The following is a 13,281-nucleotide window of genomic DNA, read 5'->3' on the forward strand; positions in this document are numbered from 1 at the left end:
TAATTAAAGTAAAGCATGTAGTAAATGGTGTAATTGCTGTATCTTAACAAAAAGGTATAACGAATGTAAGAGGAGGGTGCTTTATGTCTCTAAAGAATAAAATTTCTGAGTTAATAGAACAACAATTTAGCATTAAATACCATGACAATTATTTGGCTTACACTATACATAATTGGGCTGCAAGCGAAATATCTGATTCTATTACTTTTTGCATAATTGGTTGTGGAAATTGCAAGATTGGATATCAAGATGTTGCAAAGTCATTCAACATAACAAAAGAAGAAATTGACCAAGGTAATATTGCAAGCATAGAAAGTAAAATAAAAAGTGAAGCTGAAAAATCAGGTAGCGAGTTTTCTGAGTTGATTTCTAGAGTGGATCAATCGCTAAAAGAGCAGAGTGAAAAGTCTATTGTACAAATTTTAGATTCATCCGCTGAGGAGATGTTAAGGAGTTTCTGTGATAGCCCTGTACAGTCTCCAGAGCCTCAAGAACCCTCTGCTTCATCTGAAGAGCATGCTACAGAAGGCCCAGAAACTAGTGTTAATTCAGATCTTTTGTCAACCTAATCAACCCCATATATATGTTTTTTTTGTACCCATGCTTTGCGTTTTGGGGTGGAAAGAAAGCACCATTCTTCGTTGCATTTTTCTATCTTCATCACAACAAACTTGTCTATTTTCATAGTAATCTTGCTGTCTACACTCTGTTTTTGATATCCATAAGTATCTTCTTTTACAATCGCGTAGCGCTTATCACTAAGAAGATTGCCTTTTATCCATCCGCAGTCTTCATCTATATCGCAGACCTTTTTCCAACTCTCAAACTCTTCTATCACTTTCAGGGGCAGATTTTTGCAAGTGTATATCCATTTTACAGGATAGTGAAACCCTGGCCCCGTTCTCATGTTGATCTTATTTGATTTGGTTGAAACAAAGTTGTTAGCAAACAAGCTATGGCTAAATAATAAAAACAATAGGATAATAGTACTGAACCAAGATCCCAGTGTCACGCACTGGGATAACGTGAGGGATAGTGTAACAGACTTATTCATCATAATTCACGATTAGGTTGACATAAGATAAAGAGTAAATTAAAAATTGAATAGATCTTTAAATGCAAAATCAATGCCTATAGAAATATTAATGCCTGCTCTTTCACCGACAATGAGCAAAACTGGAGGAAAAATTGTAAAGTGGCATAAAAAAGAACAAGACAAAGTTGAAGTAGGCGACGTAATTGCTGAGATAGAGACTGATAAAGCCATAATGGAGTTTGAATCTATAGATGAAGGAGTTTTAGCAAAAATTTTAGTAACAGAAGGAACAAGTGGCGTGCCTGTAAATCAACCAATAGCTTTAATGCTGGAAGAAGGAGAAGATGAAAGTGCACTTAACAACTATACTTCAACTTCCATCAATAGTGCAGTTAAAAAGGAAGTGACAAAAAGTGCTGTTGATAATCAAAAATCAGAACACCAAGATTTAAACGGAAAGCCAATAAGTCATTCTTCGGTGTCATTCCAGCGCGTGACGCTGGAATCCAACCCCTCAATGTCATCCCAGTGCTTGACACTGGGATCTAGAAAAGAAGAATGGATCCCAGTGTCAGCTACTCAGATGACAGAGGGTTATGCAGAAGGTAGAACAAAAATAAGCCCATTAGCTAAGAAAATAGCTCAAAATGAAGGGGTTAATGTGCAGCAATTAAAAGGTACAGGACCATATGGTCGCATAATTAAGGCTGATGTGTTGGAGTTTTTAGGCAGTGGTATACATACTGAAAGTCCTGAGAAAGATACCATAGTTGAAGTAAGCAACATGCGCCAAGTGATAGCACAGCGCCTGACTGAATCAAAACAGAATGTTCCACATTTTTATTTAACTGTAGACTGCCAGGTTGATAAGTTAATATCGTTAAAAAACGAGATTAACTCAGCAGATGAAAACAATAAAGTAACAATTAATGATCTAATCATAAAAGCTGCAGCTTTCAGCATGAAAAAATTTCCTGATATAAATTCTTCGTGGATAGATAATAAAATACTGAGATATTCAAATATAGATATTTCAATCGCTGTGGCACTTGAAGATGGGCTAATTACTCCTATAGTAAAAAATGCTGATAAAAAGGGTATTTTATCTATATCAAAAGAAGTGAAAGATTTAGTAAGCAGAGCAAGATCTGGAAAATTGAAACCTGAAGAGTTTCAAGGAGGAGGGTTTACTATCTCCAACTTAGGGATGTTTGGTATAAAAGCCTTCAGTGCTATAATCAATCCGCCGCAATCTTGCATTATGGCAGTTGGTGCATCTAAAAAACAACCAATTGTTATGAATGAGAAAATAGAAATAGCAGAAATAATGACAGTAACGCTCTCTGTTGACCATAGAGCAGTTGATGGGGCACTCGGAGCAAAGTTTTTAAATGCCTTTAAGCATTATATAGAGAATCCTCTGGTGATGCTTATTGAAACTGCGGTAATCTATTAGCATTGTTATTACAAAATTAATACCTCTAAGTTTATACTTTTATTAGTTAATAGGTTTAGAGGTAAAAAAATGAATACTACAGTAGAAAAAAATAATCCAAAAATTTTTCCTCAAAATGAAGGAAAGATTAACTCAAAAGGCATGGTTGCCCCACCTGTTCCTCCGAAATCTTCCCAAGCTAAATTTGCTGGAATAAAAGCAATTTTTGAGCGAAATGTACCTCATTCTCAAGCAAATGATAGTAATAAAACAGTGAGTAGCAATCTTGGAAGAACATTTGGCCCAACAATGCAAAAACTCATGGAAGACAACATTCATAGCACTCCTAACAAACAACGCCGCAATTCAGGGGATAGTGGTATCAGTGATATTAGTAGCAGCACTTCTGATGATGAGGATAGAACAATAAAAGATAAAATGATGGAAAATGTTAAGCAGGATAACCATCAAAAAAGCTTTGATTTACATAAAGTACAAGCAACTGATGAATTAGAAACCGTAAAATTTCTCAAAACGCTAAGCAAGAAAGAAAGAGAAAAACTTGGTTTTTCTCCTAAACAGCAAAATAACCAAAAGGTTGAGACTAGCAAAAAAACTTATAATCCACTTGATTGGAATCCAATCTATCAAGGTAAAAAGCTCTTTAGCTTAGGCAATATGTCGAGTAATTCGTCTTCATGTAGTGAAAAAAGCAATATTTCAGATGTAAGCGATAAGTCTAATAATTCAAACATTGTTAGATGTAATATTACTAGGAGTAACAGTAAGGAAGACCTTCGTAAACCTGATGCTTCACATAATGACAAATCTGCAGGTAAAAAATTATCTAATGTCAATGTAAGCGAATTAATCAGAAAGTTTGAACAAGGTAATGACATAGTAAAAGGGCGTTAATCAAATGTTACCCTATCTTTGTATATGTGAAGGTAGGGTATCTTTTCAAAATAGTATATCCTTTATAGCTTTGTTAATTTTTGACTCCCTCTCTGCAAAAGCAGTTTCTAGAGAGGTTTTAAGTTTTTCCCATTCTTCTTGACCATTTAGAACTAAAGATTTATATTCATTTTCAATTTTTTCCAAGGATCTTTGACATGAGGAATCTAGTTCCTCATATATATCAATATTTATTGATTGCAGTATTACCAAAAATGCAAACAAATTCGGATCAGGTAATTCTTCTCTTGTGTGATTCAGAAGACACAGCTTTATTTTTTTTACGCAGTATTCTATTGTTTTTAACGATAGTGACAGGCTTTCTGCATAAAATATAAAACTATCTACAATCAAATTTTTTGACTTTTTCGGTAATTTAATATTTTCAAATAGTTCTTTTGTAAATTTTTCTATCGGTTGTTTTGGCAAATGTAAAGAGAGATCAGTAAAAGATTTTAGGTCAAAATTTGGTCCAAGTATTGTGCTGATTGCTCTTTGTACATTACTCTTATCTTTACTTACAGAAATAATGAAAACCAGCCCCTCCACATCAAGCATATACTTTATAGATTCCAAAAAATCGACAACGAATTTAGGACGGCACACATCAAGATTATCCACCATTATATAAATGTTTTTGTCTTTTCTGATTTTATTAACCACATCCGCTAACTGTATTTTGAAATCTCTAGTACTCTCTTTTCTTCTTTGGAGAAGACTTAATTCACTCAAGACAAAACCTATGTCTTTTTTATCAGCCTCTTTTGCAGCATCAAGAAATACTGAAAGCATAGCAAGTGGAGATTTACTGATCAGCTTTCCTAGTGTGTTTAGAGAAAATAGCTCTTGGTTTATGTTCTTGAACTGTTGTATAACGCTTCTTTTTACTTCATACGATGCAAATAAATCTTCAAATAGAAAATTTAAAAAAGAAGGAAGTGGTTGGTCCAATGCATTGATATCCCATGCACTATAATAAGCTACAATTTCATTTTGCTGTTTTAACTCTTTTACCCATTCTTTCAAAAAAAACGTCTTGCCCCATCCATCATATCCTTCTAAAGATATTATTGTAAAAGACTGATCAATTGTTTTAATTATAGTGTTGAATTTACCTGAAAATTGCTTATAGTTTAGGCGGTCATTTTCCCAAGCCACCACTTTAAGTGGTGGCACTATTTTTTTCTTTTTGAATGTTATGAGCGATATAAGTTTTTTTAAGCACATGTCTTATTTTATATTTAACTCATATTCTTGTCTTGAAGTAAGTGCTATCCTCAGCGTTCCTTCAGCAAGATAGTCAATTTCTCCGCCCATTGGTATGCCGCAAGCAAGGCGTGATATTTTCACATCCAAATTTTTTAGCAATTCAATTATATATTGTGCAGTAACTTGGCCCTCTAATGTCGGATTAATTGCGATAATTATCTCTTCAATTTTAGACTCTGTCACTCTTTTCAGAATAGTGTCAAGGTTGAGTTCTTTTGGACCTATGCCATTTATTGCAGACAATCTGCCACCCAAAACATGGTATAAACCTGAATATATATTTCCTTTTTCAAACGCCCATAGATCACCTAATTCTTCTACTACACACAGTAACTTAGTGTCACGTTTTGGGTTAGTACAAATAGAACAAGGTGACTTAGTATCTAGATTTCCGCAAACTTCACACTCTATTATAAGATCTGCTAGCTCTTTAATCAAAGATGCAAGTGGTAGCATAACTTTTTCTTTGTTTTGGAGTAAATGTATAACTAACCTGCGTGATGATGATGGCCCTAAACTTGGCAATTTAGAGAAAGCATGAACTAGATTTTTTATGTTAATGTTCATCCAATAAATTCAGAATAGGTAGTCAAATGGTAACATCAAACCCTTTGTAAAGAAAGTGGTAAGTTTCTCTTGATCCCACTTTGATCAGCTATAGAAAAAATTTTTTACTTTAACGAAAAAAATTACTTCCGCACACTTAAAGCCTGATTATAATAGACTTCTTGCATAACCCAAACTAAGTAGAAAAAAGGTATAGCTCTTTCCATAAAAGTCCGGATGTGATAGGATAAGGGTAGATGATGATAAGGAGGTTGAATGCCAGCAGCATATAGTTATGATTTAAGAAAAAAAGCAATGGAAGCGCTAGACGAAGGAGAAAGCAGAGAAACAGTGGCAGCAAGATTTAAGATTGGACGAACTACTTTATGGGAGTGGCAGCAAAGAAGAAAAGAAACAGGAGACTTTCAATCAAAAAAACTTGGAAATGGGGGTTACAATCACAAAATTACCGACTGGGATACCTTTGCCAAATTTGCCAGAGAACACGGAGGAAAGACTCTATCGGAAATGGCTAAACTTTGGAACAACGTTAGTATCCAAACGATCTATCGAGCCCTTAAAAAAATTGAATTTACGCGCAAAAAAAGACATATGGATACAAGGAAAGAAACGAAGAAAAACGTGCTGAATTTTTGAAAATTATAGCGACAAAAGAACCTAAAAACTTAGTGTATATAGATGAGTCTGGCATTGATAACACCGAAGACTACCCCTACGGATATTGCCAGAAAGGACAGCGGTTTTATGCCTTAAAATCTGGAAAGAAAACTCAACGAATCAGTATGGTTGCAGCCTTAAGTGGAAGAAAGATAGTTGTTCCGTTAACCTTTGAAGGCCACTGTAATATGGATGTTTTTAATGGATGGTTTGAGCAATTTTTGACACCGATCTTGGAACCTGGACAGACTGTCATTCTTGACAATGCTACTTTTCATAAGTCTGATAAGATTATCGAGCTTGCTAAAGGGGTTGGTGCAGAAATTTTGTATCTGCCGCCTTATTCTCCAGATTTCAACAAAATTGAGCATCATTGGTTTGCTATAAAAAACAGAGCCAGGAAAAACATTCCTCTATTCGAATCCTTTCGTCGTGCTGTTGATTCTGCCTTCCTATGACCTGTTCGGACTATTATGAGAAATGCTATATCATCCAAGTAGCTGACACTGGTTCCTTTATGACGGCAGTACCTTCTCCTGTCATCCGAGTAGCCGACTACTTGGATCCAGGAAATTTAACTCTACCAAGTAAATGTACAATAAGAACTAGATTCCAGACTGGAATGACAGCAGTCCTACGTCATACCGCGATTCATTCTCGGTATCTCTAGATCCCGCTAACAAGTAGCGGGATGACGGTTGTCAGGCTAGCTGTCATCCCAGTGCCCAGACACTGGGATCCAGAAATTTTAATTGTAAGTAAGCATACTGGGTTGATAAGTATAAAAGTAGCTAGAAAATAAACATTTTTGATGAGATTATATGGAAAACTGGATGCCAGTGTCAAGCACTGGCATGACACCCTTCACGGACTTTTAAATTACTTTAGCTATAAATATTAAGAAATTTACTAAATGAAAAAAAAGGCAAAAGAAGCCCTGGGGTTATTATCCGCTTTAAAATATTGGCGTTTTTTATGTTTTAAACGCTTGACAAGCGAAATTCAGCTGCTTTTAATTGCAACTAACTTACGCTGCAAATGTTTAAGAAATTTACTAAGCAGAAAAAAAGACAAAGAACCCCCGAGTTAGCTAGTCTTTTACTATCTCTGTCGAGTATTGGCATTTTTTGATGTCTTGTAACGCTTTATAAGCGCGTTCAGCTTATTTAGATAAAAATCTAGATGTAGATGAAGTTTTGTAAAGACATACAGTATCTATATACTGCAAAAAATTGAACATAAGACGCCGATACATTAAGTAATCCTTACCTTTTAATCTGCAGATTGGCGAAAGCAAATACAATAGCTTCACTATCATGATAAGGGCGCTGGCGAAGGGTGTCAAGTAAGTTTTTTCGTTTCTATGTTGTCAGCTACTTGGATGACGCCAATCTGAGTTAGAGGTTGTCCGGAAACAAGTAAAAGGCTATAATATCTGAAATTTTAGTACGGGGTAAAGATGAGAAAAAAGTATCCAACAGATCTAAGCGAAAGGGAATGGGCAAGAATAGAAAAACACTTCAGAGTATCATACAAGAAAGGAGGAAGGCCGCCAAAGTATAGCAAAAGAGAAATATTAGAAGCAATTTTCTATGTATTGCGTACAGGGTGTCAATGGCGGTATTTACCAAATGATTTTCCGCTATGGAAGACTGTGTATGAGCAGTTCAGGCAATGGAAGAAGCAGGGAATTTTTGAGAAAATGAATTATGAAATTACAAAATATAGTAGAAGAAAAATAGGAAGGAATGAGCAGCCGAGTGCCTGTATAGTAGATAGTCAATCTGTAAAGACTACAGAAAAGGGGGGATCAAAGGCTATGATGGAAGTAAAAAAGTAAAGGGTAGAAAAAGGCATATAATTACAGACACTCAGGGTTTTATACTAGGTTGTTACGTAGGCGCTGCTAACGAAAATGATAGAGATGGTATTAAAATAGCATTAAACAATATGAGAACAAAATATACTAAAGTTAAAAAAATGTGGGCTGACATGGGATACCAAGGAAGAAATTTAAAGAATCACATAAAGGAAGAATATGACATAGATATTGAAATTGTTAAAAGGCCTACATGTAGATTTTGGGTGCACAAAGATACGCCACCTGAGCTACTACCAACAAGAGAACAAGGGTTTAAAGTACAGCCAAGAAGATGGGTTGTAGAAAGGACTTTTGCTTGGGTTAATAGGAATAGAAGGCTATCGAAGGAGTATGATTTACTCACAACATCCACTGAGAATTTCATATACCTAGCTATGAGTAGGGTTATGTTAAAGAGGGAATATGCTTGAATTTACTTGTTTCCGGACAACCTCATATAGCATTTCTCATAATAGTCCGAACAGGTCATAGGAAGGCAGAATCAACAGCACGACGAAAGGATTCGAATAGAGGAATGTTTTTCCTGGCTCTGTTTTTTATAGCAAACCAATGATGCTCAATTTTGTTGAAATCTGGAGAATAAGGCGGCAGATACAAAATTTCTGCACCAACCCCTTTAGCAAGCTCGATAATCTTATCAGACTTATGAAAAGTAGCATTGTCAAGAATGACAGTCTGTCCAGGTTCCAAGATCGGTGTCAAAAATTGCTCAAACCATCCATTAAAAACATCCATATTACAGTGGCCTTCAAAGGTTAACGGAACAACTATCTTTCTTCCACTTAAGGCTGCAACCATACTGATTCGTTGAGTTTTCTTTCCAGATTTTAAGGCATAAAACCGCTGTCCTTTCTGGCAATATCCGTAGGGGTAGTCTTCGGTGTTATCAATGCCAGACTCATCTATATACACTAAGTTTTTAGGTTCTTTTGTCGCTATAATTTTCAAAAATTCAGCACGTTTTTCTTCGTTTCTTTCCTTGTATCCATATGTCTTTTTTTGCGCGTAAATTCAATTTTTTTAAGGGCTCGATAGATCGTTTGGATACTAACGTTGTTCCAAAGTTTAGCCATTTCCGATAGAGTCTTTCCTCCGTGTTCTCTGGCAAATTTGGCAAAGGTATCCCAGTCGGTAATTTTGTGATTGTAACCCCCATTTCCAAGTTTTTTTGATTGAAAGTCTCCTGTTTCTTTTCTTCTTTGCTGCCACTCCCATAAAGTAGTTCGTCCAATCTTAAATCTTGCTGCCACTGTTTCTCTGCTTTCTCCTTCGTCTAGCGCTTCCATTGCTTTTTTTCTTAAATCATAACTATATGCTGCTGGCATTCAACCTCCTTATCATCATCTACCCTTATCCTATCACATCCGGACTTTTATGGAAAGAGCTATAAGAGGTTGTCCGGAAACTAGTAAATTCAAGCATATTCCCTCTTTAACATAACCCTACTCATAGCTAGGTATATGAAATTCTCAGTGGATGTTGTGAGTAAATCATACTCCTTCGATAGCCTTCTATTCCTATTAACCCAAGCAAAAGTCCTTTCTACAACCCATCTTCTTGGCTGTACTTTAAACCCTTGTTCTCTTGTTGGTAGTAGCTCAGGTGGCGTATCTTTGTGCACCCAAAATCTACATGTAGGCCTTTTAACAATTTCAATATCTATGTCATATTCTTCCTTTATGTGATTCTTTAAATTTCTTCCTTGGTATCCCATGTCAGCCCACATTTTTTTAACTTTAGTATATTTTGTTCTCATATTGTTTAATGCTATTTTAATACCATCTCTATCATTTTCGTTAGCAGCGCCTACGTAACAACCTAGTATAAAACCCTGAGTGTCTGTAATTATATGCCTTTTTCTACCCTTTACTTTTTTACTTCCATCATAGCCTTTGATCCCCCCTTTTCTGTAGTCTTTACAGATTGACTATCTACTATACAGGCACTCGGCTGCTCATTCCTTCCTATTTTTCTTCTACTATATTTTGTAATTTCATAATTCATTTTCTCAAAAATTCCCTGCTTCTTCCATTGCCTGAACTGCTCATACACAGTCTTCCATAGCGGGAAATCATTTGGTAAATACCGCCATTGACACCCTGTACGCAATACATAGAAAATTGCTTCTAATATTTCTCTTTTGCTATACTTTGGCGGCCTTCCTCCTTTCTTGTATGATACTCTGAAGTGTTTTTCTATTCTTGCCCATTCCCTTTCGCTTAGATCTGTTGGATACTTTTTTCTCATCTTTACCCCGTACTAAAATTTCAGATATTATAGCCTTTTACTTGTTTCCGGACAACCTCTAACTACACCAACTCACATTCAGCAAAAAAGAAAGCTATCTCCTTACGAGCATTTTCTAGACTATCCGAGCCGTGGACTCTATTTTCACTAATATCATCAGCAAAATCACCCCTGATTGTGCCTTTATCTGCCTGCTTTGGATTGGTAGCTCCCATGATTTGTCTGTATTTACTTACTGCATTTTCACCAACTAAAACTTGAACTACCACAGAACCAGAGGTCATAAACTCTACTAATTCCCCAAAAAAAGGCCTATCTTTATGAATTTCATAAAACAGCTCTGCTTGTTTTTTTGTTAGTAACATCATTTTTTGTGCTGTGATTTTCAGCCCAGATTGTTCGATGTAGGAATTTATATTGCCTGTAATATTATTTTTTACTGCATCAGGTTTTAAGATTGAAAGTGTCTTCTCAATTGCCATATTATTTCCTTATATAAAATAGTATATTTATAGATTTATTTTATTGTAAATTTTGATTTGATAAAAGCAGTTTTTTATTTATAGTTAAGAATAAACCATCAAGGAGGTATTGTATGGGTGAATGTTGTAAAAATAACACTACTAAACAAGCTGAGCCTACCACTAAAAAACAAGCTAAATCTACTACTAAAAAATTAGTAAGTAACTTTAAGTCATCACTTTTTTGTGGAACAAAAGGATTTTTAACTTTTAATTTGGCCTTTTTAAGTTATTTGGAATATAGTTCACATCATAATACAGAATTAAAAAAAGGTGCTGCCTTTGCAATGAAAAGGAATACTATTCCATTGCTTGAAATGGCTATCATAGTGCCATTTGTTTGTTTTGCACTGCCAGCTATGCTAGGCAGTATGAGCCTCATGCAATGCGCACTTTTATGTGCTTCCTTAATGATTGCCACATGTTTTATTGTCAGAACTTTTCATCTGCGTGAGAAGTTAATGGAAAAAATCACTAACCATAGTAGAAAAGAAATAGACGCGGAATTTAAGAAAGATACTATAAAATTTCCTATCTTTGATCAAAATAGAAAACACACCGAGTATAATTCGCCTAACTCAGGGCGACTACTGGATGAAACAAGTAGCACCTCTCTTTTCGTTAAAGTTTTACTTTTTCCCCTCAAGGTTCTTCTGAATGTCCTGCAAAGTTGTATAATGCTATCTTTAGCTGCTGTTGAACTTCTTGAAACGGTACCAAGTCTTTTTGTCGATACATTTTTCGATTGGAACTTCACATCCACCAAGAGTAACCTGAAGAGATCAGGCCACTTATTGTATGCCAGTGTAAGAAATTTAGTGCCTATAACTAAATTTGATGAGTGTGTAGCTAATTTTATAGGCACCCCAGAAGTAACTTGTTGTAGTAGTGCGTAGGTGAAAAAGGCAGTTATCTTATTTAATCTTGGCGGGCCTGATTCACTAAATGCGGTCCGTCCTTTTTTATTCAACCTTTTTTATGACAGGAGAATAATCAATCTACCGAATCCCTTTCGGTTTCTTTTAGCAAAGTTTATATCTGCGAAACGAGAAAATACTGCACGAAAAATATACGAGGAAATTGGAGGTAAATCGCCAATTCTAGAGAATACAAAAATGCAAGCTAATGCTTTAGAACTAAAATTAAACGAAAATAGAAACCATGTACACAAGGTATTCATCTGCATGCGCTATTGGCGTCCATTTGCTGACGAAGTTATTGAAAGTGTAAAACAGTTTGATCCTGACGAAGTAATTCTGCTGCCACTGTATCCACAATATTCAACTACCACAACTCTGTCATCCATCGAGAATTGGCAAAAAAATGCTAAACGGTATGGCCTAAAATGCAATACAAAAATGATTCACCGTTATTATGATAACCAAGATTTTATTGAAGCTCACACTAATCTGATAGCTAAGTACTATAAATTGGCTAGAAAAATCGGTAAACCAAGAGTCCTATTTTCAGCACATAGCTTACCTCTTAGTATCATTAAAAAGGGCGACCCTTACGCTTCACAGGTAGAAAGAAGCGTAGAGTTAATAGTAGAAAAGTTAGCTATCAATAACTTAGATTGGTCAATATGTTATCAGAGTAAGATTGGTCCTGTAAAATGGCTAGAGCCAAGCACTGAAAGTGAGCTATTACGCGCAAAAGCTGATGGTGTACCTGTAGTTCTATCACCTATATCTTTTGTTTCTGAGCATTCAGAAACTCTAGTTGAACTTGATATAGAATATAAAGCAATTATCAAGGATGGATATTACTTTCGTGTGCCAACTCTCAGTACCGATCCCTTGTTTATAAAATGCTTAGCCGATTTGTGCATAAATCTCCCTTAAAGTCCTGATTCATAGGGCTTTTCTTTTAGGATTTTATGTGATAGAATAACAGGAAGTTATTAACTATTTCATGCCAAACAAGCTAAAAAAGAAATCTAACATACTCGCACAAAGGGTGCATGATATTTATGATCATGATTTCAGGAAGGTAATCTGCATCACAACAGGTTTAACAGCCCTATTGTGTAAGATTTCACTGCAATTTTGCTGCGAGTTCATTGACAATAATAGATCCAATATCTTTCTTATACGGAATGTTGCTCGACTAGTAAAGTTTCCGACATCTATTCTATACATTGCCCATTCTGCATTTACTCTACAGGATCTAATTAAGGATTACAGAAACCCTGAGAGTAAAAAAGAGCTGGCAAAAATTGTGGGTAAATCGGCTAATCTTGCAAGCAGCACCATAGAAGCGCTAATGATGTTGAAAATCATCCATTTTTGCACTGGAAGCAATACAGACATAATAAGTTATATTAACTTAACCTCAACGATCCTATTTTTGTTCATTTCAGAACCTATAAGCTATTATTATACATGCAAGGAATATCTGGATAATAAGGATCCTGAAAAGTCTGCTGAGTGTAAGAAGAACCTTATTATTAGCACATTAACTTTGTCGTTAGGTTTATTAAACTTCATATTAAGAAGGATAGAGACTCCAACTATACCAATAAACTTAGGTAATGGTATAATCTATAATTTCAACTTAAGCGTAACAGTCAGCATAATATATAGTGCAGTATTTCTTGCAGTTCAGCTTGACAAATTGTTTCAACAACCTGTCAATGATGATCCTTCCACTGAACTTGATGATGTTCATAATATAAACGGTCATTCTAATGACAGCACTGTAGAGGTATAAG

13 protein-coding genes and 1 pseudogene are annotated in these 13,281 nt (G+C 35.4%); 8 read left to right on the top strand and 6 right to left on the bottom strand.

All coding sequences use genetic code 11. The features are described 5' to 3' along the window. Nucleotides 1–83: 83 nt before the first annotated feature. Complete coding sequence (locus tag OPR52_RS03485) at nucleotides 84–569, top strand: WBM0748 family T4SS-associated protein (protein WP_010082090.1); 486 nt, start codon at nucleotides 84–86, stop codon at nucleotides 567–569. Here the strand turns inward: OPR52_RS03485 and OPR52_RS03490 are convergent. Beyond that, on the bottom strand, nucleotides 566–1,054 hold the full coding sequence (locus tag OPR52_RS03490; RefSeq protein WP_006280060.1) for an SH3 domain-containing protein: 489 nt from the start codon (nucleotides 1,052–1,054) through the stop codon (nucleotides 566–568). The two genes, OPR52_RS03485 and OPR52_RS03490, sit on opposite strands and share 4 nt — an antisense overlap. A gap of 73 nt (nucleotides 1,055–1,127) precedes the next feature. Between OPR52_RS03490 and OPR52_RS03495 the strand changes: the two genes are divergently transcribed. Both OPR52_RS03495 and OPR52_RS03500 read left to right on the top strand, forming a co-directional pair. Further along, the gene (locus OPR52_RS03495; RefSeq protein WP_006280214.1) at nucleotides 1,128–2,492 is read left to right on the top strand and encodes a pyruvate dehydrogenase complex dihydrolipoamide acetyltransferase; all 1,365 of its coding nucleotides are present in this window, start codon (nucleotides 1,128–1,130) and stop codon (nucleotides 2,490–2,492) included. A gap of 69 nt (nucleotides 2,493–2,561) precedes the next feature. Next, entirely contained in the window at nucleotides 2,562–3,386 is an 825-nt protein-coding gene (locus OPR52_RS03500; RefSeq protein WP_007550761.1) for a hypothetical protein, read from the top strand. 45 nt (nucleotides 3,387–3,431) lie between these two features. Here OPR52_RS03500 and OPR52_RS03505 read toward each other — a convergent pair whose 3' ends face one another. Continuing rightward, the gene (locus OPR52_RS03505; protein WP_155969219.1) at nucleotides 3,432–4,652 is read right to left on the bottom strand and encodes a KAP family P-loop NTPase fold protein; all 1,221 of its coding nucleotides are present in this window, start codon (nucleotides 4,650–4,652) and stop codon (nucleotides 3,432–3,434) included. 3 nt (nucleotides 4,653–4,655) lie between these two features. Beyond that, nucleotides 4,656–5,255 carry a recombination mediator RecR gene (gene recR, locus OPR52_RS03510; protein ID WP_458694411.1) on the bottom strand — a complete coding sequence of 200 codons (600 nt, stop codon included), beginning with the start codon at nucleotides 5,253–5,255 and terminating at the stop codon, nucleotides 4,656–4,658. 261 nt (nucleotides 5,256–5,516) lie between these two features. Between recR and OPR52_RS03515 the strand changes: the two genes are divergently transcribed. Both OPR52_RS03515 and OPR52_RS03520 read left to right on the top strand, forming a co-directional pair. After that, nucleotides 5,517–6,376 (top strand): IS630 family transposase gene (locus OPR52_RS03515; protein WP_265037751.1). Its coding sequence is split into 2 segments (ribosomal slippage): nucleotides 5,517–5,841 and nucleotides 5,841–6,376, totalling 861 coding nucleotides; the frame shifts between segments, so codons are not numbered across the junction. A 1,001-nt stretch (nucleotides 6,377–7,377) separates the two neighbouring features. After that, nucleotides 7,378–8,210 (top strand): annotated as a pseudogene (locus OPR52_RS03520) (IS5 family transposase). Nucleotides 8,211–8,265: 55 nt separating this feature from the next. On the opposite strand, the gene OPR52_RS03525 reads toward OPR52_RS03520, so the two are convergent. From OPR52_RS03525 to ndk, 3 genes are all read right to left on the bottom strand, one after another. Continuing rightward, nucleotides 8,266–9,125 (bottom strand): IS630 family transposase gene (locus tag OPR52_RS03525; protein WP_265037751.1). Its coding sequence is split into 2 segments (ribosomal slippage): nucleotides 8,266–8,801 and nucleotides 8,801–9,125, totalling 861 coding nucleotides; the frame shifts between segments, so codons are not numbered across the junction. 89 nt (nucleotides 9,126–9,214) lie between these two features. Next, nucleotides 9,215–10,047, bottom strand: a protein-coding gene (locus tag OPR52_RS03530; RefSeq protein ID WP_265037890.1) for an IS5-like element ISWpi1 family transposase whose coding sequence is annotated in 2 segments (ribosomal slippage) — nucleotides 9,215–9,678 and nucleotides 9,678–10,047 — 834 coding nt in all. Because the reading frame shifts where the segments join, the coding sequence is not laid out codon by codon here. Between the two features lie 62 nt (nucleotides 10,048–10,109). Further along, nucleotides 10,110–10,529: a nucleoside-diphosphate kinase gene (gene ndk / locus OPR52_RS03535; RefSeq protein ID WP_182309846.1), complete on the bottom strand. Its 420-nt coding sequence runs from the start codon at nucleotides 10,527–10,529 to the stop codon at nucleotides 10,110–10,112. 113 nt (nucleotides 10,530–10,642) lie between these two features. Between ndk and OPR52_RS03540 the strand changes: the two genes are divergently transcribed. The 3 genes from OPR52_RS03540 to OPR52_RS03550 all read left to right on the top strand — a co-directional run bounded on the left by OPR52_RS03540 (nucleotide 10,643) and on the right by OPR52_RS03550 (nucleotide 13,280). Beyond that, nucleotides 10,643–11,464 (top strand): hypothetical protein, encoded by an 822-nt coding sequence (locus OPR52_RS03540; RefSeq protein ID WP_264719055.1) that lies wholly within the window; start codon nucleotides 10,643–10,645, stop codon nucleotides 11,462–11,464. Continuing rightward, nucleotides 11,465–12,412 carry a ferrochelatase gene (gene hemH / locus OPR52_RS03545; RefSeq protein WP_007548918.1) on the top strand — a complete coding sequence of 316 codons (948 nt, stop codon included), beginning with the start codon at nucleotides 11,465–11,467 and terminating at the stop codon, nucleotides 12,410–12,412. Between the two features lie 70 nt (nucleotides 12,413–12,482). Further along, a complete protein-coding gene (locus OPR52_RS03550; RefSeq protein WP_265038438.1) occupies nucleotides 12,483–13,280 on the top strand; it encodes a hypothetical protein in 798 nt (265 codons plus the stop codon). The last annotated feature ends 1 nt before the right edge of the window (nucleotide 13,281 follow it).

Origin of the sequence: Wolbachia endosymbiont (group A) of Hylaeus communis (assembly GCF_947251915.1) — a bacterium.
GTDB lineage: Bacteria > Pseudomonadota > Alphaproteobacteria > Rickettsiales > Anaplasmataceae > Wolbachia > Wolbachia pipientis.